The 21,547-nt window shown below is 70.2% G+C and carries 20 protein-coding genes and 2 tRNA genes; 17 read left to right on the forward strand and 5 right to left on the reverse strand.

Annotated elements, in window-relative coordinates; all coding sequences use genetic code 11:
• The 11 genes from AC3RJ7_RS17390 to AC3RJ7_RS17440 all read left to right on the forward strand — a co-directional run bounded on the left by AC3RJ7_RS17390 (window position 1) and on the right by AC3RJ7_RS17440 (window position 12,061).
• Window positions 1-1,257, forward strand: a complete 1,257-nt coding sequence (locus tag AC3RJ7_RS17390) for a deoxyguanosinetriphosphate triphosphohydrolase (protein ID WP_491457117.1) — start codon at window positions 1-3, stop codon at window positions 1,255-1,257.
• A 58-nt stretch (window positions 1,258-1,315) separates the two neighbouring features.
• The gene (gene dnaG / locus AC3RJ7_RS17395; RefSeq protein WP_491457118.1) at window positions 1,316-3,178 is read left to right on the forward strand and encodes a DNA primase; all 1,863 of its coding nucleotides are present in this window, start codon (window positions 1,316-1,318) and stop codon (window positions 3,176-3,178) included.
• Window positions 3,179-3,366: 188 nt separating this feature from the next.
• Window positions 3,367-4,995, forward strand: coding sequence for an ABC transporter substrate-binding protein (locus AC3RJ7_RS17400; protein WP_491457119.1), 1,629 nt, complete (start codon window positions 3,367-3,369; stop codon window positions 4,993-4,995).
• Window positions 4,996-5,095: 100 nt separating this feature from the next.
• Window positions 5,096-6,187, forward strand: a complete 1,092-nt coding sequence (locus AC3RJ7_RS17405; protein ID WP_491457120.1) for an ABC transporter permease — start codon at window positions 5,096-5,098, stop codon at window positions 6,185-6,187.
• A gap of 2 nt (window positions 6,188-6,189) precedes the next feature.
• Window positions 6,190-7,278 carry an ABC transporter permease gene (locus AC3RJ7_RS17410; RefSeq protein WP_491457121.1) on the forward strand — a complete coding sequence of 363 codons (1,089 nt, stop codon included), beginning with the start codon at window positions 6,190-6,192 and terminating at the stop codon, window positions 7,276-7,278.
• A complete protein-coding gene (locus AC3RJ7_RS17415; RefSeq protein WP_491457122.1) occupies window positions 7,275-8,969 on the forward strand; it encodes an ABC transporter ATP-binding protein in 1,695 nt (564 codons plus the stop codon). The genes AC3RJ7_RS17410 and AC3RJ7_RS17415 overlap by 4 nt, the downstream gene beginning before the upstream one ends.
• Window positions 8,969-9,823, forward strand: a complete 855-nt coding sequence (locus AC3RJ7_RS17420) for an ATP-binding cassette domain-containing protein (protein WP_491457123.1) — start codon at window positions 8,969-8,971, stop codon at window positions 9,821-9,823. Before AC3RJ7_RS17415 ends, AC3RJ7_RS17420 begins: the two co-directional genes overlap by 1 nt.
• Window positions 9,820-10,773: an NAD(P)-dependent oxidoreductase gene (locus tag AC3RJ7_RS17425; RefSeq protein ID WP_491457124.1), complete on the forward strand. Its 954-nt coding sequence runs from the start codon at window positions 9,820-9,822 to the stop codon at window positions 10,771-10,773. The genes AC3RJ7_RS17420 and AC3RJ7_RS17425 overlap by 4 nt, the downstream gene beginning before the upstream one ends.
• Window positions 10,774-10,861: 88 nt before the next feature.
• Window positions 10,862-10,934: transfer RNA gene (locus tag AC3RJ7_RS17430), tRNA-Asn, on the forward strand.
• Between the two features lie 141 nt (window positions 10,935-11,075).
• Window positions 11,076-11,759 (forward strand): AzlC family ABC transporter permease, encoded by a 684-nt coding sequence (locus AC3RJ7_RS17435; RefSeq protein WP_491457326.1) that lies wholly within the window; start codon window positions 11,076-11,078, stop codon window positions 11,757-11,759.
• Complete coding sequence (locus AC3RJ7_RS17440; RefSeq protein WP_231431127.1) at window positions 11,756-12,061, forward strand: AzlD domain-containing protein; 306 nt, start codon at window positions 11,756-11,758, stop codon at window positions 12,059-12,061. Before AC3RJ7_RS17435 ends, AC3RJ7_RS17440 begins: the two co-directional genes overlap by 4 nt.
• Window positions 12,062-12,128: 67 nt before the next feature.
• On the opposite strand, the gene def is transcribed toward AC3RJ7_RS17440, so the two are convergent.
• Entirely contained in the window at window positions 12,129-12,695 is a 567-nt protein-coding gene (gene def / locus AC3RJ7_RS17445) for a peptide deformylase (protein ID WP_491457125.1), read from the reverse strand.
• A 40-nt stretch (window positions 12,696-12,735) separates the two neighbouring features.
• Between def and AC3RJ7_RS17450 the strand changes: the two genes are divergently transcribed.
• The 3 genes from AC3RJ7_RS17450 to AC3RJ7_RS17460 all read left to right on the forward strand — a co-directional run bounded on the left by AC3RJ7_RS17450 (window position 12,736) and on the right by AC3RJ7_RS17460 (window position 15,148).
• On the forward strand, window positions 12,736-13,653 hold the full coding sequence (locus tag AC3RJ7_RS17450) for a DMT family transporter (protein WP_491457126.1): 918 nt from the start codon (window positions 12,736-12,738) through the stop codon (window positions 13,651-13,653).
• 155 nt (window positions 13,654-13,808) lie between these two features.
• Complete coding sequence (locus AC3RJ7_RS17455; RefSeq protein ID WP_491457127.1) at window positions 13,809-15,056, forward strand: glycosyltransferase; 1,248 nt, start codon at window positions 13,809-13,811, stop codon at window positions 15,054-15,056.
• An 18-nt stretch (window positions 15,057-15,074) separates the two neighbouring features.
• A tRNA-Ile gene (locus AC3RJ7_RS17460) sits at window positions 15,075-15,148 on the forward strand.
• A 200-nt stretch (window positions 15,149-15,348) separates the two neighbouring features.
• On the opposite strand, the gene AC3RJ7_RS17465 is transcribed toward AC3RJ7_RS17460, so the two are convergent.
• Together AC3RJ7_RS17465 and AC3RJ7_RS17470 are read right to left on the reverse strand one after the other, a co-directional pair.
• Window positions 15,349-16,782 carry an MFS transporter gene (locus tag AC3RJ7_RS17465; protein ID WP_491457128.1) on the reverse strand — a complete coding sequence of 478 codons (1,434 nt, stop codon included), beginning with the start codon at window positions 16,780-16,782 and terminating at the stop codon, window positions 15,349-15,351.
• Window positions 16,783-16,863: 81 nt separating this feature from the next.
• Window positions 16,864-17,424, reverse strand: coding sequence for a TetR/AcrR family transcriptional regulator (locus AC3RJ7_RS17470; protein ID WP_491457129.1), 561 nt, complete (start codon window positions 17,422-17,424; stop codon window positions 16,864-16,866).
• Window positions 17,425-17,569: 145 nt separating this feature from the next.
• Between AC3RJ7_RS17470 and AC3RJ7_RS17475 the strand changes: the two genes are divergently transcribed.
• The 3 genes from AC3RJ7_RS17475 to AC3RJ7_RS17485 are packed head-to-tail and all read left to right on the forward strand — an operon-like array spanning window position 17,570 to window position 19,181.
• Window positions 17,570-18,160, forward strand: coding sequence for a molybdopterin-dependent oxidoreductase (locus AC3RJ7_RS17475; RefSeq protein WP_491457130.1), 591 nt, complete (start codon window positions 17,570-17,572; stop codon window positions 18,158-18,160).
• A 5-nt stretch (window positions 18,161-18,165) separates the two neighbouring features.
• Window positions 18,166-18,924 carry a ferredoxin reductase gene (locus AC3RJ7_RS17480; protein WP_491457327.1) on the forward strand — a complete coding sequence of 253 codons (759 nt, stop codon included), beginning with the start codon at window positions 18,166-18,168 and terminating at the stop codon, window positions 18,922-18,924.
• The gene (locus tag AC3RJ7_RS17485) at window positions 18,924-19,181 is read left to right on the forward strand and encodes a DUF6510 family protein (RefSeq protein WP_491457131.1); all 258 of its coding nucleotides are present in this window, start codon (window positions 18,924-18,926) and stop codon (window positions 19,179-19,181) included. Before AC3RJ7_RS17480 ends, AC3RJ7_RS17485 begins: the two co-directional genes overlap by 1 nt.
• Before the next feature lie 159 nt (window positions 19,182-19,340).
• Here AC3RJ7_RS17485 and AC3RJ7_RS17490 read toward each other — a convergent pair whose 3' ends face one another.
• Together AC3RJ7_RS17490 and AC3RJ7_RS17495 are read right to left on the reverse strand one after the other, a co-directional pair.
• Window positions 19,341-20,444: an ATP-grasp domain-containing protein gene (locus AC3RJ7_RS17490; protein WP_491457132.1), complete on the reverse strand. Its 1,104-nt coding sequence runs from the start codon at window positions 20,442-20,444 to the stop codon at window positions 19,341-19,343.
• Window positions 20,336-21,517: a peptidase MATCAP family protein gene (locus AC3RJ7_RS17495; protein ID WP_491457133.1), complete on the reverse strand. Its 1,182-nt coding sequence runs from the start codon at window positions 21,515-21,517 to the stop codon at window positions 20,336-20,338. The genes AC3RJ7_RS17490 and AC3RJ7_RS17495 overlap by 109 nt, the downstream gene beginning before the upstream one ends.
• Between the last annotated feature and the right edge of the window lie 30 nt (window positions 21,518-21,547).

Raw genomic sequence — 21,547 nt, forward strand, 5'->3', positions numbered from 1 at the left:
GTGGCGGCGCGACTCTTCGGCGGCTACGAAGCCGCCGACACCGAGCGACTGCTGCCGGAGGAGCACTACTCCCGGCGCAGCGACTTCGCGCGCGACCGCGCTCGCCTGCTGCACTCGAGTGCGCTGCGGCGGCTCGCCGCGAAGACGCAGGTGCTGAGCCCGACGGCGGGCCTCGACTTCGCCCGCAACCGGCTGACGCACTCGCTCGAGGTCGCGCAGATCGGTCGCGAGCTCGCCGACAACCTCGACCTCGACCCCGACGTCGTCGACACGGCGTGCCTCGCGCACGACCTCGGCCACCCGCCGTTCGGCCACAACGGCGAGAAGGCGCTCAACACGTGGGCCGCCGAGATCGGCGGCTTCGAGGGCAACGCGCAGACCCTGCGCCTGCTGACCCGGCTCGAGCCGAAGGTGTTCGGCGCCGACGGGCGCAGCTACGGGCTCAACCTCACCCGGGCGAGCCTCGACGCGAGCTGCAAGTACCCGTGGCCCGAGGCCTCCGGCGTCGCCGACCCGTCGGGCCGGCAGAAGTTCGGCTTCTACCACGACGACGTCGCCGTGTTCGAGTGGCTGCGCGCCGGCGCGCCCGAGCGGCGCCTCTGCATCGAGGCCCAGGTCATGGACCTCTCCGACGACATCGCCTACTCGGTGCACGACTTCGAGGACGCGATCGTCAACGGCTACATCGACGTCGCCGCGCTCGGCGCGCGGGTCGACCACGACGAGCTCGTCACGTCGATGTACGAGTGGATCGGCGGGGCGATCCCGCACGACGAGCTCATCGCGGCGTTCGACCGGCTCGACTCGCTCGACGTGTGGCTCGACGAATGGTCGGGGAGCCGACGCGACCAGGCGCGTCTCAAGAACCTGACGAGCCAGCTCATCGGCCGGTTCGCGCACGCCGCCACGGAGGCGACGCGGTCGGCCTTCCCGCTCGCGAGTCTCATCCGCTTCGACGCCGACGTCGTCGTGCCGCGCGAGATCCAGGCCGAGATCGCCGTGCTCAAGGGCATCGTCGCGGCGTTCGTGATGTCGCGAAACACGCGCCAGCCGATCTACCGGCAGCAGCGCGAGGTGCTCGCCTCCCTCGCCGACGTGCTCTACGAGACCGGCGAACGGCACCTCGATCCCGGCTTCGCCGAGGACTGGGCGGGCGCCGCCGACGATGCGGCGCGCAAGCGCGTCGTCGTCGACCAGGTCGCGAGCCTCACCGACCAGTCGGCCCTCAGCTGGCACGAACGGCTCGTGCAGCACTGACCTGCGCTTCGCGCCCGCCCCCCCCCCCCCGACGACCGACGACGAATAGGATGTGAACATGGCGGGCCGGATTCGACAGAGCGATGTCGAAGAGGTGAAGGCCCGCACGAACATCGCCGACATCATCGGCGAGCACGTGAGTCTGAAATCGGCGGGCGTCGGTTCGCTCAAGGGGCTGTGCCCCTTCCACGACGAGCGGAGCCCGAGCTTCAACGTGCGGCCCGGCGTCGGGTACTACCACTGCTTCGGCTGCGGCGAGTCGGGCGACGTCTACAGCTTCCTCCAGAAGATGGACCACGTCTCGTTCACCGAGGCGGTCGAGCGCCTCGCCGGTCGGATCGGCTACGAGCTGCACTACGAAGACGGCGGCGGCCCCGCGGCCGACCACGGCAACCGCGCGCGCCTGCTCGCCGCCAACCAGGCGGCGGCCGAGTTCTTCGTCGAGCAACTGGTGCAGCCCGCCGCCGACATCGGGCGGCGGTTCCTCGGCGAGCGCGGCTTCGACGCAGACGCCGCCAGGCGGTTCGGCGTCGGCTTCGCCCCGAAGAGCTGGGACGCATTGACGAACCACCTGCGCGGCCGCGGGTACACGCCAGAGGAGCTCGCCGCGGCGGGGCTCGTCTCGCAGGGCGACCGCGGCGTGTACGACCGGTTCCGCGGGCGGCTGGTGTGGCCGATCCGCGACGTCACCGGCCAGACCGTCGGTTTCGGGGCCAGGCGTCTGCTCGACGACGACAAGGGCCCGAAGTACCTCAACACCCCCGAGACCGCGGTCTACCACAAGGCCCAGGTCCTCTACGGCCTCGACCTCGCCAAGCGCGACATCTCGCGGTCGCAGCGCGTGGTGGTCGTCGAGGGATACACCGATGTGATGGCCTGCCACCTCGCGGGCGTGACGACGGCGATCGCGACCTGCGGCACGTCGTTCGGGGTCGACCACATCAAGGTGCTGCGCCGGGTGCTCGACGACTCGGGGGTCGGCGAGGTCGTCTTCACGTTCGACGGTGACGAGGCCGGCCAGAAGGCCGCGATGCGAGCCTTCGCCGAAGAGCAGCGGTTCGCGGCGCAGACGTTCGTCGCGGTCGCTCCAGACGGGCTCGACCCGTGCGACCTCCGGCTCGCCCGGGGCGACGGCGCCGTGCGCGCGCTCATCGACACCAAGGTGCCGATGTTCGAGTTCGTGATCCGGCACACGCTCGCGCGCTACGACCTCGAGACGGTGGAGGGTCGCGTCTCGGCGCTGCGCGCCGCGGCGCCCGTCGTCGCCGACATCCGCGACGCATCGATCCGGCCCGGCTACACGCGCGAGCTCGCGCGCATGCTCGGCATGGAGCTCGGCGAGGTGACGCGCGCCGTGCGCGGGGCCGCCGGCCGCGACCGCGGTGCGAACACCCGGGCCGAGGCATCCACCGCGGCGCCGGCCGTCGCAACGGACGGCGCCGATCGGCCGTTCTCGATCGCCGCGCTCCCGCGCGACCCGTCGACCCGGCTCGAGCGCGACGCCCTGCAGGCGATGCTGCAGTTCCCCGAGCGCGTGGGCGACGACCTCCTGCGTCACGCGGTCGACTCGCGATTCGGCGATGCCACGCTCGCGGTCGTGCGCGACGGCATCGCGTCCGTGCTCGGCTCGACCGATCCCGTCGTGCGCGTCGACCGCGTCGTGGCCGAGGTTCCGCAGCCGTTCGCGGGCGTCGTGCAGCAACTCGCCGTCCTGCCCGTCCCGCAACGCAGCGACGCCGAGCTCGAGACCTACGTCCGAGGGGTCGTGAGCGCACTCGTCGACCGGGAGCTGCTGCGGCAGAAGTCCGAACTGCTGGGCCGCCTGCAACGACTCGATCGCGCCGACCAGGCGACGTTCGCCGCACTGCAGCGCGCCCTCGTCGAGCTCGAGCAGGAGCGGCGGGCCCTTCGGGCCGAATGACGGAATCCGTCGCCGGATGTCGCGATGCGGCGATCCGTTGCGTCGAAGATTGCAGATCAATAAACATTCCGGCAGATCGGTGCACGTCCCTGCAACGTCGTGGGTCCGTGTGCTACCTCTGGGGAATACGAGAACGCGCCGTGGAAGCCGCGGCGTGCTTCAGTCCTGACAGGAAGAGGTAGACGGATATGACATCCGCATCCAAGAACGGCCGCCGCGTGCTCATCGCGACGGCCGGGCTCTCGGTCGCCGCGCTCGCCCTCGCGGGCTGCTCCGCCGGCAACGGCGGCGACAACGAGGCCTCGGGCTCGACGATCACGGTCGGCACCACCGACAAGGTCACGACGCTCGACCCGGCCGGCTCGTACGACAACGGCTCGCTCGCGGTGCAGACGCAGGTGTTCCCGTACCTGCTGAACACCGACTACAACAGCACCGACGTCGTCCCCGACCTCGCCGAGACCGCCGAGTTCACGGGACCGACCGAGTACACGGTCACCCTTCCGGCCGGCCTCAAGTGGGCCAACGGCAACGACCTGACCTCGTCCGACGTGAAGTTCTCGTTCGACCGTCAGCTCAAGATCGCCGACCCCAACGGTGCGTCGAGCCTGCTCTACAACCTCGACAGCGTCGACGCCCCCGACGACACGACCGTCGTCTTCAACCTCAAGGCCGAGAACGACCAGGTCTTCCCGCTCATCCTCACGAGCTTCCCCGGCGCCATCGTCGACGACGAGGTGTTCTCCGCCGACGAGCTCACGAGCGATCAGGACATCGTCGACGCGAACGCGTTCGGCGGCCCGTACACGATCGCGAGCTACGACTTCAACAACCTGATCCAGTTCAAGAAGAACGCCGAGTACCAGGGCCTGCTCGACCCGGCCGCGACCGACACGGTCAACCTGAAGTACTACGCCGACTCGTCGAACATGAAGCTCGACGTGCAGGAGGGCGGCATCGACGTCGCCTACCGCAGCCTCTCGGCGACCGACATCGACGACCTCAAGGGCAACGACGAGGTCAACGTCATCGACGGCCCCGGTGGCGAGATCCGCTACATCGTCTTCAACTTCGACACCCAGCCGTACGGCGCGAAGACCCCCGAGGCCGACCCGGCCAAGGCGCTCGCGGTCCGTCAGGCCGTCGCCGACCTCATCAACCGCGAGGAGCTCGGCGAGCAGGTCTACAAGGGCACCTACACGCCGCTCTACTCGTACGTCCCGGCGGGCCTCGCCGGCGCGGTCGAGCCGCTGAAGGACCTCTACGGCGACGGCGCGGGCGCTCCCGACGCCGAGAAGGCGAAGGCCACCCTCGAGGCGGCCGGCGTCGAGACCCCCGTCGAGCTGAACCTGCAGTACTCGAACGACCACTACGGGCCCAGCTCGGCCGACGAGTACGCCCTCATCAAGGATCAGCTCGAGGCCGACGGCCTGTTCACCGTGAACCTGCAGACCACCGAGTGGGTGCAGTACTCGGAGGACCGCGTCGCCGACGTCTACCCGGCGTACCAGCTCGGCTGGTTCCCCGACTACTCGGACGCCGACAACTACCTGACGCCGTTCTTCCTCAAGGAGAACTTCCTCAGCAACCACTACGACAACCCCGAGGTCAACGACCTCATCCTCGAGCAGGCCGTGACCGCCGACCCGGCGGCCCGCAAGGCGCTCATCGAGGAGATCCAGAACAAGGTCGCCGAAGACCTGTCGACCGTGCCGTACCTCCAGGGTGCGCAGGTCGTCGTGACCGGCACCGACATCGACGGGGCGATCCTCGACGGTTCCTTCAAGTTCCGTTTCGCCCCGCTGACGAAGGGCTGAGCCGCCTGAACGGCTAGAGTCGCTTCTACACCGGAACGGGTGGCCCGCTCAGTGCGAGCGGGCCACCCGCGTTCCCAGCCCCACCCCCGATTGGCGAACATTGACCTCAACGACGACGGCCGCCGCCACCGGCGCTGATCCTGTCCGACGGCGATCCACAAGATCCTCGGGCTCCAGCCTCGGCCGCTACATCCTCATCCGCGCCCTGCTCATCATCCCGACCGTGGTCATCCTCGTGAGCGTGGTGTTCCTGCTCATGCGCTCCACGGGCGATCCGATCACCGCGAAGCTCGGCGGCCAGCTGCCGCCCGATCAGCTCGCCGAGCGCATCCACGCGGCCGGCTACGACCGCCCGCTGATCGTGCAGTACCTCGAGTACATGGGGGGAATCCTCACCGGCGACTTCGGCTCGACCATCAGCGACAACCGGCCGGTCACCGAGGTGCTCTTCACCTACGGCGGCGCGACCGCGGAGCTCGCGTTCTACTCGCTGCTCGTCGCCTTCGCCGTCGGCATCCCCTTCGGCCTCATCGCGGCCTACTTCCGCGACAAGGGACAGGATGCCTCCCTCCGGGTGTTCGCGATCCTCTGCTACGCCACCCCGGTCTTCTTCTCCGGACTCCTGCTGAAGCTCGTCTTCTCCGTCTGGCTCGGGTGGCTGCCCGTGGCCGGCCGGGCATCGACCGGCGCGACGATCCAGATGGAGATGCTGCCGAACAAGACGGGCTTCTACACGATCGACGCCATCATGACGGGCGACCCCGCGGTCCTCGGCGACGTGCTCGCGCACGCCATCCTGCCCGCCATCGCGCTGGGACTGCTCACCGCGGGCGTCTTCCTCCGTCTGGTGCGCACGAACGTCATCGGCACGCTCTCGACCGACTACGTCGACGCGGCCCGCTCGCGGGGCGTCGCGGAGTCGCGCCTGCTCCGCAAGCACGCCTACCGACCTGCGCTCATCCCGATCATCACGGTCATCGGCCTGCAGATCGCGCTCCTGCTCGGCGGAGCGGTGCTCACCGAGACGACCTTCGAGTGGAAGGGCCTCGGATTCCAGCTCGTCGAGTACATCCAGGCCCGTGACTTCGTCGCCGTGCAGGGCATGGTCGCCCTGCTGGCCGTGATCGTCGCGCTCACCAACTTCATCGTCGACATCATCGCGGCGTTCATCGACCCGAGGGTGAGGTACTGACCATGTCGGCAACGACCCCCACCGCCGCCGCTCCCGCTCCCGCGCGCAAGCGACTCTGGCGCGACCGGCTGCCGGTCGTGCACCAGCTCCGCCAGAGCGTCGGACTCCAGCGCGGCATGCTCGTCACCGGCCTCGTCATCACCGCGGCGTTCGTCTTCGTGGCGGTGTTCGCGCCGCTCATCGCGCCCTACGGCTTCGCCCAGCTCCGCGACGCGAGCGGCGCGTTCGGCAGCCAGCAGGAGCCCTCGGCCGCGCACCCGTTCGGCACCACCGTCGGCGGGTACGACGTGCTGTCGCGCGTGCTCTGGGGCGCGCAGACGGCCATCCTCGTGATCATCTTCGCGGTCACCCTGTCGCTCTTCATCGGCGTCCTGCTCGGCCTCCTGTCGGGCTACTTCGGCGGTTGGCTCGACAAGACGCTCGTCGTCATCTGCGATGCGATCTACGCCTTCCCCTCCCTGCTGCTCGCCATCGTGGTGGCGATCGCGATCACCGGCGGGCAGTCGAACCTCTGGGGCGGGGTGCTCGCCGCGGCGATCTCGATCACCGTGGTGTTCATCCCGCAGTACTTCCGCGTCATCCGGGCCGAGACAGTCCGCATCAAGGCCGAGGCCTTCGTCGAGTCCGCCAAGGTCCTCGGCGCCTCGAACAGCCGCATCATGTTCCGCCACGTGCTGCGGAACGCGACGCGCACGCTGCCGCTGATCGTCACGCTGAACGCCTCCGAGGCGATCCTGACCCTGGCCGGCCTCGGCTTCCTCGGGTTCGGCATCGAGCCGACGGCGGCCGCCGAGTGGGGCTACGACCTCAACAAGGCCCTGTCCGACGTCACGAGCGGCATCTGGTGGACCGCGCTCTACCCGGGTCTCGCGATCGTCCTCGTCGTGCTCGGCATCACGCTCGTCGGCGAGAGCCTCAACGACCTCGCCGACCCCCGCCTGCGTGGGCGTCGGCGCGTCGCGCAGTCGGCCGGCGAGGTCGCCGAGACCTCGGTCGTGCCCGGCGGCACCCTCACGGCGGGCCCGGGCGGGCTCGCGGGCCTCGAAGACGAGGCGACGTTCGACGAGCACGGAATCGAGGTCCAGCGATGAGCACGAACACAGTGGTCAACATCGAGGGACTCGGCGTCTCGTTCTCGACCGACGCCGGTGCCGTCAAGGCGGTCGACGGCGTCTCGCTCTCCGTCGAGCGGGGCGAGGTCCTCGCGATCGTCGGCGAGTCGGGCAGCGGCAAGACCGTCACCGCGAAGACGATCCTCGGGCTCCTGCCCGAGACGGCGACCGCGAGCGGTGCGGTGATCCTGTCGAACAAGGCGGGCACGGGCAGCCACGACGTCGTCTCGGTGTCGAAGCGCAAGCTCCGCGACATCCGCGGCACCGACGTCGCCATGGTCTTCCAGGAGCCGTCGACCGCGCTGAACCCGGTGTACACCGTCGGGTGGCAGATCATCGAGGGGCTGCGCGCCCACTCGGACATCTCGAAGGCCGAGGCGCGGGCGAAGGCGATCGACGTGCTGCGACGGGTCGGCATCCCCGACCCCGAGACGCGCATCGACCACTACCCGCACCAGTTCTCGGGCGGGCAGAAACAGCGCATCGTCATCGCGATGGCCCTCGTGCTCGATCCCGGCCTCATCGTGGCCGACGAGCCGACCACGGCCCTCGACGTCACGGTGCAGGCCGAGATCCTCGACCTGCTGCGCCGCTGCCGCGACGAGTTCGACATGGGGATCGTCCTCATCACGCACAACATGGGCGTCGTCGCCGACCTCGCCGACCGCGTGGCCGTCATGTACCAGGGCAAGGTGGTGGAGCAGGCGACCGCCGAGACGCTGTTCGCCGCACCGCAGGCCGAATACACGAAGGCGCTGCTCGCCGCAGTGCCGTACGTCGGCACGGGCACGGCGAAGGCCGAGGCCCGCGCGGCGGCGAGGCCCGAGGGCTGGGCCGAGCAGGCGCCCGTCGTCGAGGCGAAGGGCCTCGAGATCGTGTACCCGGGCCGGTTCGGACGTCCGGGGTTCCGTGCCGTCAGCGGGGTCGACTTCGCGATCCGTCCCGGCGAGGTGCTCGGCCTCGTCGGCGAGTCGGGGTCGGGCAAGACGACCATCGGCCGTGCGATCGCCGGCCTCACGAAGGTCACCGGCGGCTCCCTGAAGGTGCTCGGTCACGAGATGAACGGCATCCGGGAGCGCGAGTTCCGCCAGGTGCGCAGTCGCATCGGCTTCGTCTTCCAGGACCCGGCCTCGAGCTTCAACCCGCTGCTCACGATCGCCGAGTGCGTCGCGGAGCCGCTCATCGTGCACGGGCGCGCCGCGAACGCGATCGAGGCGCGCAAGCGCGTCGACGAGCTCCTCGAGGCGGTGCAGCTGCCCCGTGCCTACGGCGACCGCTATCCGCACGAGCTCTCGGGCGGCCAGCGCCAGCGGGCGAGCCTCGCCCGGTCGCTCGCGCTCGAGCCCGAGCTGCTCATCGCCGACGAGCCGACGAGCGCGCTCGACGTCTCCGTGCAGGCGCGCGTGCTCGAGCTGTTCGACGAGCTGCAGCGCGAATTCGGCTTCGCCTCCCTGTTCATCAGCCACGATCTCGCCGTCGTCGACCTGCTCGCCGATCGCATCGCCGTGCTCTATCGTGGTGAACTCGTCGAAGAGGGCACGGGCGCCGAGGTGCTCGGTGCCCCGCGCGATCCCTACACGCAGCGGTTGCTCGCCTCCCTGCCCGTGCCCGACCCCAGGGCGCAGGCCGAACGTCGAGAGGAACTGCGCCGGCTCCGGGAGGCTGAGTGATGCACCGCACCGCCCACGGCTATCCGGTCGTGCTCAACGACCTGTCGATCGAGTACCCGCCGCACGGCGCGAGTCCCGCGCACGTCGCGGTGCACGGGCTCTCGCTCACGGTCGCGCCCGGGGAGGTGCTCGGCCTTCTCGGCAGCGCGGGCAGCGGCAAGTCGACGCTCGCGAAGGTGATCTCGGGCGTCGCGTTCGAGCCCCGCTCGGCCGAGGTGCGCCCCGTGATCACCGGTGGCGAGGCGACCGTGCTCGGCCGGGGGCTGCGTCGCCTGCCCAAGCGAAGGGTGTCGGAGTTCCGCTTCCACGTGGGATATCTCGCCCAGGACGCCGCATCGACGCTGCCCGCGGATCGGAGCGTCGCCGAGATCATCGGCGCGCCGATCCTCGAGCGGGATCACCGCTACAACAGCAAGGCGCTCGCCACGCGCGTGGCGACGATGCTCGACGGCGTCCGCCTGCCGCTCGGCATGCTCGAGAAGTATCCCTTCGAGCTGTCGAGCGGCCAGCGGCAGCGGGTCGCCCTCGCACGGGCGCTCGTCCTCGGGCCGTCGCTGCTGATCGCCGACGAGCCGACGGCGGGCATCGACCTCAGCGTGCGCGACGCGGTGGCGCAGCTCCTCGTCGACCTCCGCGACCATCACACGTTCTCGGCGATCATCATCAGCCACGACCTTCCCGTCCTCCGCAGCACGGCCGATCGCATCGCGGTGCTCGATCGGGGCGAGCTCGTCGCGCTCGGCACGATCGACGACGTGTTCGACGACCCGCGGCATCCCTACGTGAAGGCGCTGGCCGGCGCGCTCGACGACGGGCACGCGATCATCGACGACCTCGCCGAGCCGCTGGCATGACGGATGCCTCGGGCGGTCCCGGTGCGGACGCCCCGATCGCCGTCGTTCCCGATGCGGCGCCCGAGCTCGTCGAGGCGGTCGAACGTGCGGGCGGCGTCGTGGCGCCGCTCGACGAGCGGACGCGAGGCATCGTCTGGACCGCTTCGACGGGCGGTGCCGACCTCGTCGAGGCGCTGCGCCGCGCACCGGCAGCCGAGTGGGTGCAGCTCCCGTGGGCGGGCGTCGACGGTTTCGCGGAGGTGCTCGCGGGTGTTCGCGACGACGGACGGGTGTGGACGAGCGGCAAGGGCGTCTATGCCCGGCCCGTCGCCGAGCATGCGCTCGCGCTGACGCTCGCGCTCCTCCGGCGCCTGCCGCGCAGGGCCCGTGCGACGGAATGGCGAGGCGACGAGGAGAGTCGGAGCCTCTTCGGCGCGCGCGTCGTGGTCGTCGGGGCGGGCGGCATCGCCGAGGTGCTGCTCCGCCTGCTCGAGCCGTTCGGCGCCCGGGTGTCGGTCGTGCGCCGTCGTGCCGGCGAGCTCGCGGATGCTGAGCGCACCGTGACCGCCGACCGCCTCGCCGAGGTCTCCGCCGGCGCAGACGTGCTCATCGTCGCAGCGGCCCTGACCGACCGCACGCGCGGCCTCGTCGACGAGACGGTGCTCGCGGCACTCGCGCCCGGTGCGGTCGTCGTCAACGTCGGCCGCGGACCGATCGTCGACTCCGGGGCGCTCGTGGCCGCGCTCGACTCCGGTCGCCTGGGCGGGGCGGGCCTCGACGTGACCGACCCCGAGCCGCTGCCCGCCGGCCATCCGTTGTGGAGCCGGCCCGACTGCCTCATCACGCCGCACGTGGCCGACGCGCTCGCGACGACGCCGGCCCTCCTCGCGGAACGGGTCGAGCAGAACGTGCGCGCGTTCCTCGGCGAGGGGGAGTTCACGGGCCTGATCGACCTGGAGGCGGGTTACTGACCCCGTGGACGAGGGCGCTCGGTGCGAGGCATCCTCGGATTGGGAGTCTGGCGAACGGTTTGCTAGAGTAACGGTGCTGAACAAGCGATCCTCCATAGCTCAATTGGCAGAGCAATCGGCTGTTAACCGATAGGTTCTTGGTTCGAGTCCAAGTGGGGGAGCAAGCGAAGGCCGTCCGGTTGATCCGGGCGGCCTTCCTCTCTTCGGGAGGCGTGGTGGACGAGCGGGCGGATGCGTCGGCGGCCGAGCCCGCCGCGGCGTCGAGGCCTCCCGCGGCGCCCGACACGGCGCGGCGCGCCGCGATCCGCGACGGATTCGCGGTCGGCATCGCGACGGCCGTCTACGGCATCTCGTTCGGGGCGCTCGCGGTCGCCGCGGGCCTCGACATCTGGCAGACCTGCTTCCTCAGCCTCGTGATGTTCACCGGCGGCTCGCAGTTCGCGCTCGTCGGCGTGCTGGCCTCGGGCGGCGTGGCCGCCGGCTGGTCGGCGATCGCGACGGCCGCGATGCTCGGGATCCGCAACGTGGTCTACGGCATGCGCATGAAGCCCGTCGTCGATGCGCCGCACGACGGGGGCCGCTCGAGCATCTGGCGCACGGTCGCTGCAGCCTGGATCACGATCGACGAGTCGACGGCGGTCGCGCTCGCGCAGACCGACGATCGTGCCGCCCGGGTCGGATTCTGGGTCACCGGGGTCGTCATCTTCATCGGCTGGAACCTCACGACGTTCCTCGGCGCGCTCATCGGCGACGCCCTCGGCGACACGAGCGCGTACGGCCTCGACGCGGCCGCCGCGGCCGCGTTCCTCGGCCTGCTCTGGCCGCGACTGAAGCGCGTGCAGGCCGGCGCCGTCGCGGTCGGCGCCGCGGTGGTCGCGACGATCGCGACCCCGGTGCTCATGCCGGGCCTGCCCGTGCTCGTCGCCGCGCTGGTCGCGGTCGTCGTCGGCTGGTTCGACCTGTTCTCGAGGAAGCGCACGGCATGACGACCTGGCACATCATCCTCATCGCCTCGGCCGCGACCCTCGCCCTGAAGCTCTCCGGGCATCTCGTGCCCGCCGGCTTCCTCGAGCGCGAGCGTCCGGCGCGGATCGCCGACCTGCTCACGGTGGCGCTGCTCGCCGCGCTCATCGCGGTACAGACGCTCGGGGCGGGCCAGCAGATCGTCGTCGACGCCCGGGTGCCGGCGCTCATCGTCGCCGCCGCGCTCTACGCGCTCCGGGTTCCGTTCGTGATCGTGGTCTTCGTCGCCGCGGCGGTCGCAGCGGGCATCCGCGCGTTCACCTGACCGGGATGCCTCGGGCTCGCGCCCGCTCGTTCGCGATGCATGCCGTACGCGGCATCCACGCCGATGATCACCCCTCGAGGTCGTCGACTCCCGGCATCCAGGACACGCCCGGGCGGCCCCACCCGAGCTTCTTCGTGATCTTGGCCACGATCTTGCGGTCGGGGTACGACAGCCGGTCGATGTAGAGCGTGCCGTCGAGGTGGTCGTACTCGTGCTGGAAGATCCGGGCGAGCCATCCGTGCGCGTCGATCTCGAACTCGTTGCCGTCGAGGTCGGTCGCGCGCAGGAGAGCGCGCTCGGCGCGGCGCAGTCCGAATCGCTCGCCGGGGAACGAGAGGCAGCCCTCCGACTCGTCGTCGAGGTCGGGGTCGCCCGGCGGGGGCGGCGAGATGAGCAGCTCGGGGTTGATCGCGACGCCGCGCCACCGCGTGCCCTCCTCGTCGACCCAGCCGTAGGTGAAGAGGCGCAGGCCGACGCCGACCTGCGGTGCGGCGAGGCCGACCCCGGGTGCCTTGTCCATCGTCTCGAACATGTCGGCGACGAGGGTGCGCAGTTCATCGTCGATCGTCTCGACAGGTTTCGCGGGGGAGTGGAGCACCGGATCGCCGGAGATTCGAATGGGGAGCACGGCCATTCGGCAAGGATATCGGGCGGCGAGCAGGTAGGGTCGTTGCGTGAATCCCGACCTGAGCGAACTCGCGGAGCAGATCCCGCTCGACCCGCAGACGTTCATCGGCATCCCCCTCGCCCTCGTCGGCGCGATCTTCCTCTCGATCGGCGCGCAGCTGCAGCACCGCGGGGTCGTCAAGGTCGAGAAGCACACGACCGACACGCTCGGCAAGGGCCTCGACCTGCGTCAGCTGGGACTGCTGCTCGCCCGACCCTCGTGGGTGCTCGGCACGCTCATGCTCGGGCTCGCCATCGTGTTCCAGCTCGCGAGCCTCAAGTTCGCGCCGATCATCGTGGTGCAGCCGCTCGGTGCGATCGGGCTCGTGATCACCTCGATCATCAACTCCCGTGTCAACCACGTGCGGCTCAACCACAAGTCGATCATCGCGATCATCATGTGCGTCGGCGGCGTCTTCCTGTTCGTCGGCGTCGCGGCGTTCACGGCGGTCGACAAGCCCGTGACCGACGCGCAGCTCATCATCATCCTCGCGATCCTGCTCGTCGTGCTCCTCATCGCGCTCGTCACGTTCCTCTGGTTCCGCAAGCGCATCCGCGCGATCTACTACGTGATCATGGCCGGCGTGCTCTACGGCTTCGTCGCCACCCTCGCCAAGGTGGTCCTCGGTGCGATCGAGCAGGGCGACTTCGGGTGGCTCAGTATCCTCTGCATCATCGGGCTGCTCTCGGCCACCGCGATCGGCGCGTACTTCGTGCAGAACGCCTACGCCTCGGGCCCGCCCGATCTCGTGATCGCCGGCCTGACCGTCGTCGACCCCCTGGTCGCGGTCGTCATCGGCATCACGATCCTGGGCGAGGCGTCGCAGGCGCCGCCGTGGGCGATGGTCGTCTACGGCCTGTCCGGGGCGGTCGCGGTGTGGGGCGTCTTCCGGCTCGCGAAGAACCACCCGCAGACCCGGCTCTGAGGGGCCGATCCCGACCTTCCGGCTCGCCGTCCGGCATCCGTTCGGATGCGCTGCGTAGACTATGGTCGGATTCGTTCCGCCGCGCTCATCTTCCGCGCCGCGGTGCACGACGGGACCACCCGTCCCGCCCAAGAAACTGTGAGGAACCACGACCCGTGTCTGACACCCCCGGTGCGAGTACGCCCGCAGGCGCCACGCCCGACCGCCCCCTCAAGATCCTGATCGGCGCCGACACGTTCGCCCCCGACGTCAACGGCGCGGCGCGCTTCGCCGAGCGCCTCGCTGCGGGGCTCGTCGAACGAGGACACGAGGTGCACGTCATGGCACCGGCCGCGAGCCGCAAGCACGGCACGTGGAAGGAGGTGCACGAGGGTCAGGAGATCACCGCGCACCGCTTGTACAGCTGGCGCTGGTACCCGCACGACTGGCTGCGGTTCGCGCTGCCCTGGCGCATCAAGCAGAACAGCGCCCGCGTGATCGACGAGGTGAAGCCCGACGTCGTGCACTTCCAGTCGCACATCGTCGTGGGCCGCGGGCTCTCGGTCGAGGCCGAGAAGCGCGGCATCCGCATCATCGGCACGAACCACTTCATGCCCGAGAACATGCTCGAGTTCACCATGCTGCCGAAGGCCTGGCAGGAGTGGGCGACGGGCCTCGCGTGGAGGGCGGCACGCCGCTCGTTCGGCCGTGCCGAGGCCGTGACGACGCCGACCCGCAAGGCGGCGCGATTCCTCGAGGAGCACACCGGGCTCGAGGGCGTGCACGCGATCTCGTGCGGCATCGACGCGCACAAGTACTCGCCCAGCTGGGAGCCGCGGACCGAGAACCGCATCCTGTTCGTCGGCCGGGTCACCGGCGAGAAGCAGATCGACGTGCTGCTGCGGGCGGCCAAGCTGCTGCCGGCCGAGCTCGACGCGAAGATCGAGATCGTGGGCGGTGGCGACCAGCTGAAGCACCTGCAGCACCTCGCCGTCGAGCTCGGGATCGCCGACCGGGTCACGTTCACCGGCCGGGTGACCGACGAGCAACTGCGCGACGCGTACCACCGGGCCTCGGTGCTCGCGATGCCGTCGATCGCGGAGCTGCAGTCGATCGTGACGATGGAGGCGATGGCCTCGGCGCTGCCGGTCGTCGCCGCGAACGCGATGGCGCTGCCCCATCTCGTGCACGACGGCGAGAACGGCTACCTCTTCGAGCCGTCGAACCCCGAAGACCTGGCCGCCAAGCTGCGACAAGTGCTCGAGGCCCCCGAGGCCGAGTACCGCGCGCTCAAGGAGGGGTCGATCCGGCTCATCGCCGCGCACGACATCCAACGCACGCTGTCGACGTTCGAGAGCCTGTATCGTGGGAGGCCGGTGACCGACCCGGTCACCGACGTCGCGCCGGCGGCCACCTCGGAGTGACCGCTCGCTGAGCGGCGCGGGGCGGTAGCTCAGCTGGTCAGAGCAGTGGACTCATAATCCATCGGTCACGGGTTCAAGTCCCGTCCGCCCTACCGTGAAATCGACATGATCGAGGTTTCTCGCCTCGAACCGAGGGGCGGAGACTCCTGTCCGACGGTCAAACGAGGTCTGGCTGCGGTTCCTCGAGGACCCAGGGTCGGCTGCAGGGGAGCGGCGCCCCGGCCCCGGCCGGCATCGATGCGGCCGGGCTCGTGCGCCGCACGGGCCCGGCCCCCTTGCTGCGTTGTTCGTGTCAGCGCTGCCGATCGCGACTGAAGGCCGCAACGATCGCGGCGATGACCGCGATGGTCGCGGTGCCGAGGAAGAGCCAGGAGAAGCCGCCCGTCAGCGCCACCGGTGCCGTGGCGCCCGCGTCCGCCAGCGCCTCCGTGCGAAGCGCGGCGATGGTCGCGAGTACGGCGAGGCCGAGCGCTCCGCCGATCTGCTGGCTCGTGTTCACGAGTCCGCCGGCCAGGCCGGCCTCACCGCCGTCGACACCGTCGACCGAGAGCTGGGTGGCCGTCACGAACGCACCGCCCATGCCGACGCCGATGAGCAGGCTCGGACCCAGGAGGTGGACTGCGAAGTCGGCGTCGGCGGGTGACGTGGACAGCCAGACGAGCCCGCCGGCGAGCACGAGGAGCGAGCCGATCAGGGTGGCGCGCGCCCCGCGCCGCGCGATGACGGCAGGGACGACGCCGGCCACGATCACGAGTGCGCCCGCGAGGGGGAGCTGCGTGAGTCCCGTCACGAGCGCGTCGTAACCGAGCACTGCCTGCATGTACACGGAGAGCGCGAAGAACAGGGCGACCATCGCCGCTCCGATCAGCAGCATGACGAGGTTGCCGACCGTCAGATTGCGGTTGCGGAAGACGCCGAGCGGCACGAGAGGTGCGGTCGAGCGTCGCTCGATGAGGACGAAGGCCACGCCGAGCGAGCCGGCGCCGACCGCGAGTCCGAGCGTCACCGGGTGCGCGAAACCGAGCAGTTCGACTGCGCTCAGCGCGCCCACCGCTGAGACGAGCGCCGCGGTGATGGTCGCGGCGCCCGGGACGTCGAGCCTTCCACGTGCGGTCGCGGTGTCGCGTGTGACGAGCAGCGGGATCGCCGTGAGCACGACGATCGCGATGGGCACGTTGACGAAGAAGACCGACTGCCAGCCGAAGGTCGCGGTGAGGATGCCGCCGAGCAGCACGCCGGCCGCTGAGCCGATGCCGGCCACGCCGCCCCACACCCCGAGCGCCTTGCTGCGGTCGTTCGCGTCGGGGAAGAGCTGCGTGAGCAGGGCGAGCGCCGCCGGCGCGAGCAGTGCGGCCGACGCACCCTGGAGCGCGCGAGCGGCGAGCAGCATCCCGCCGTCGGCGGAGAAGCCCGCAAGGGCGGATGCCGCGGCGAAACCCGCGGTTCCGACGAGGAACACGCGCCGGTGGCCATAACGGTCGGCCAAGCGGCCGCCGAGCAACAGGAGTCCACCGAACGCGAGGACGTAGGCGGTGATCACCCACGCGAGTGCGGTGGTGTCCATGTGCAGTCGGGCGCCGAGCACGGGCAGGGCGATGTTGACGATGGAGGCGTCGAGCACGACGAGGAACTGTGCGAGCGCGAGGACGCCCAGCGCGGTCCAGCGACGCGTGCTGCGGAGGGGCGGATCCGCGACCACGGCGCGGGCTTCGGCGAAGGTGGACATCGATTGCTTCCTTTCGGTAGAGAGTGACTGATCACTCACTCTTTGCGGCAGAGAAATGCCGGAGGCGTGGGCCTCCGGCGGTCAGTCGGGGTGGCGGATTCCGCGGGTCAGGATGTCGGCCCACTCGTCGGTCGACTCGTCGAGCTTCGCGGTGACGATGAGATGGCAGAGCTGGCCGTAGGCGACGAACCGCTGCACCTGGTCGGCGTCGCCACCCGATCGCGAGGCGGCGAAACGGGTCACCCGCGCGAGACCTGCGCGGAGGGCGGTGCCGATCTCCTCGATGTCCGCCACCGACTGGGCGTGCACCTGGATCATCAGGAGCGTGCGGTCTCGGATGAGCTCGGCGTAGGCGCCGCCCATCGCATCGAGCACGCCTTCGGGGGATCGGTCCGTGCTGTCGTCGGCCCCCGCGGCGAGCGCTTCGAGGACTTCGGTGAAACAGGCGTCGAGCGCGGCGACGAACAGCGCCTCCTTTCCGGGGAAGAGCTTGAAGACGTAGGCCGGCGAGATCTTCGCCTCGCGGGCGATGTCGGCCACGGTCGTGCCGTGGAACCCGCCACGGGCGAATTCGCGGAGTGCGGCCGCGGCGACGAGCGGTCGGCGCGTCTCCGCCGTCGAGAGGGTCGAGGTGCCGGTCATGTGAGTGACTGTACACTCACTCTCTGTGATCGGCAAGCGTCGATCCGACGCATCCGCTGATCTGTGGCGCTGCACGCCGGGGAGTGGCAGGCTGTGCCTGTGCGCGGCCGTCGCGTCGGCGGCCGCACCCGTGAAGGGGGTCGCGATGTCGTTCGTCACCAGGGGCTTCAGCGGACGTGGTCGCGACCGCGACGATCGGCTCCCGCCCGGCCAGACGCTCGTGCACGACTTCCCGGTGCTGTCGGCAGGCCCGACGCCCGAGGTCGACACGGCCGACTGGGAGTTCGCGATCCGCACCGAGCACGGGGGCCGGCGCTGGAACTGGGACGAGTTCATGCAGCTCGAGATCGAGGACGTGACGACCGACATCCACTGCGTCACGCACTGGTCGAAGCTCGCCACGAGCTGGCGCGGGGTCTCGCTCGACACGCTCTTCGCCGACGTCGAGACCGAGTACGACTACGTCATGGCGCACAGTTACGGCGGCTACACGACGAACGTGCCACTCGACGAGCTGCTCGACGGCAAGGCCTGGGTCGCGTTCGAGTTCGACGGGGAGCCGCTCGACCCCGAGCACGGCGGACCCGCCCGGCTGCTCGTGCCGCACCTCTACTTCTGGAAGAGCGCGAAGTGGGTCCGCGAGCTCGAGATGATGCCGAGCGACGACCCCGGATTCTGGGAGCAGAACGGGTACCACCTCCACGGCGACCCGTGGAAGGAAGAGCGCTACTGGTGAGCGGGATGCCGCAGCTCGCCACCGCGCCGCGGACCGGGTGGCACGTCGCCGAGGTCGTCGAGACGCGACGCGAGACCCCGTCGGCGGCGCGCATCACGCTCGACGTCGCGGGGTGGCCCGGCAACCTCGCGGGTCAGCACCTGGATGTGCGTCTCACCGCGCCCGACGGGTACACTGCGACGCGCTCGTACTCGATCGCCTCATCCGGCGACGGCGAACGGGTGGTGCTCGCGGTCGACCGGTTGCCCGACGGCGAGGTGTCGCCGTTCCTCGTCGACGAGCTGCGCGTGGGCGACCGGCTCGAGGTGCACGGTCCGCTCGGCGCCTACTTCGTCTGGCGGCCACCGGCGGACGGCGACGCCGTGCGGCCGGTGCAGCTGATCGCCGGGGGCTCGGGCGTCGTGCCGCTCTATGCGATCGCCCGCGCCCATGCCGACGCCGGCGATGCGACGCCGTTCCGGCTGCTCTACTCGGTCCGCACCCCCGACGACGTGTTCTTCGCCGCGGAGCTCGAGGCGGTTCAGCAGGCTGCGGCGCCGCTCGCGGTCGAACTCGTCTACACACGCCGCGCACCCGACCGATCGGGCGCTCCGGTCGGCCGGATCACCCACCACCGGCTCTCCGCCGCCGTGATCGAGGCGGCGGCATCGCCGATCGTGTACGTATGCGGCTCGACCGGCTTCGTCGAGCGCGTCGCCGGCTGGCTCGTCGAGCTCGGACACGACCAGGCCGCCATCCGCACCGAGCGCTACGGAGGAACCTGATGCAGTACTTCGACGGAAATCTGCTCGCGGGCCCGCTCGCCGAGGTGCTCGCCTTCGACCCGACGACCGCGCGTGCGCGCTGCAACGGCTGCGGTGCCGTCGCCGAACTCGCGACCGCCCTCGTCTACCGCAGCGGTGCGGGCAGCGTCGCACGATGCCGGGGATGCGGCGCCGTGCTGCTCACGATCGTCGAGGGCGACGGGCGGCGATTCGTGAACTTCACCGGCACCGGTGCCATCGAGGTGCGAACGCCCTGAGCGGCCTGAAGCACCTGAGCGGATGCATCGCGTTCCGAGGCATCCGGGTTGCGGCCCCGCCCGTCGGTGAGCTTGTCGGCAACCCGCCGCAGCCGGCGGCCGTGGAGCGGCTCGAAGTTCGGGGCCGTCGAGCTCTCACCGAACGACCGGCGACACGACTCAGGAGCTCGGGCGCGCGCGGCGCTCCAATGCTTCTATGACCGTCTCGGCGATGTCGATGTCGTAGAGCCGTTCGATGCTCTGGAACCCGCCGGGACTCTCCGCGTTGATCTCCACCACGTGGTTCCCGATCACATCGATGCCGACGAGGAACATGCCATCGGCGACGAGCTTGTCGCCCATCGCCTCGGCGATGCCGAGTTCGGCATCGCCGAGCTCGAGGGGCACCGACTGTCCGCCGGTGCTGATGTTGGCGCGCGGGTCGTTGCCGGTCGGCACGCGCCGGAACGCGGCGGGCCTGCCGTCGCGCTCGAGGATGCGGCCATCCAGCAGGAAGATCCGGGCATCGCCGTCTTCGGTCCCGTCGATGAATTCCTGGATGAGGGCGTAGCCGTCCTGCAGGACCGCCTCGGTCATCTGCGCGAGGTTCGTCTCTCCGGGGCCCTCGATCATGAACACGTTGCGGCCTTTGGCTCCGTACAGGGGTTTGACGACGCAATGGCCGACGTCGTGGACGAACCGCTCGATGGACGCCGGATCCCGGGTCACCAGCGACCGCGGGCGGACCGTCTCGGGGAACTCCTCCAGGTAGAGCTTGCTGGTCGCTCGATGGAGGGTGTTCGGGTCGTTCACCACCGTCACCCCTCGGTCCGCGAGCATCTGCCCGAACACCACGCCCATTGGACTGGCCCACGGGCGTTCCTGCAGGTCGTCGATCGACTCGTTGCGCAGGACGAGCGCATCCAGGTCGTCCATGACGATCCGCTCGGCGTCGCGCGCCTTGATCCGCTCCATGAAGCTCGCGAGGGTGTCGTGGCTCCTCCACTTCGCGGCGTGCGCCCTGGCCGCGAACAGCCCGTCGCTGCTGCCGAGCTCGAGGTCTCCGACGCCGACGTACCAGGTCTCGTGCCCGGCCCTGGCCGCGGCCCTGGCCAGCCGGGTCGTCGTGTACTCGTCGATCTCGGTGTCGACGTCGTTGACGAGGAATGCGATCCTCATGCCGCCATGCCTTCCTCGTAGAGGTCGGTCACCGTCGCGCCCGCGCGCAGTCGTTCGAGACGCTCCGGGGCACCGGGTAGGTCCAGCCAGCGCGGCCGAACCCACGGCGGGTGGAGCACTTCGCGGTCGAGCAGGTCCTGCACCAGGGGGATGTGGTCCAACGCGAGCTTGCCGACGAGCAGGACGTCGAGCAGGCTGCCGTCGGCGATGGCGTCGAGGATGCGCGTGATCCCGCGCAGGTAGATCGCATCCTTCACCGAACCGCCGCCGACGACGACCCGGATGGCGATGGACCACGCGGTCCGCACCGGTATGCGATGGTCGGTCCGCAGCGACTCGAAGATGTCCAGGAAGCCGGCGCCGTCGAGCATCTTGCCGACCGCGACCACGCGCGCCGCGATCACGCGCAGCCGCCGCGGGTCCAACCCGCCGGTGAGGTACTCGGCGAGCACGGCGAGGCCCTCCTGGGTCTCGTCGTAGCCGGGCAGACCGATGGTCAGCAGCGTCAGAGGCTGGCGGGCGCCGTTCTGGTAGGTGACCACATGGGTGCCGACCTCGTGGTGCAGCAGCGGCTCGACGCGGTCGGCCCGGAAGGCGGCGGACTCCGGGATCAGCAGCCGGCCGAAGGACACCATCAGGTCGGAGATGTCGTCCCGTACCTCGACGTCGACCGGGAATCCCGGGTAGGCAGCTCGATAGCGCTCGAACTCCGCACGGGCCGCTTCGGCGAACGCCGCGGCCGTGACGGTCTGGCTGCTCGGCGCCTGCGGTGGGATGGTCTCGAGCAGCTCCACCGCCGCCGCGGCGAGTGGAGGGGCCACCGTCCCGTACAGCTGGAGCGATCCGTAGAGGAACCGTGACGTGTCGCGGTCCTCCAGGGCGGTGACCTGCCGGGCGATCTCGTCCCTCTTGGCCCGGAAGAGTGTGTGCAGCGCCGGGTCGTCGACCTTCTCGACCTCGAGGTCGTACAGGTCGCGCTGCGTCAGGTCCGGGTCGAAGTCCAACGGTCGCAGCCGTAGCGTGGGCGGCGTGCCGAAGCCACTGCGTTCGAAATCCGCCCACGCCTCCGCCGCGTTGATCGGTGTGAGGTTGACGAGCAGGTTCACACGGCGCTCGATCTCGGTGAGCCGGGCGTCGATGTCGAGGGAAGGCGCCAGCGCCTCGGAAGGTGATGACATCTCACGAACGTATCAATGCGTCATGGGCCG

Source organism: Agromyces solani (genome assembly GCF_058349925.1).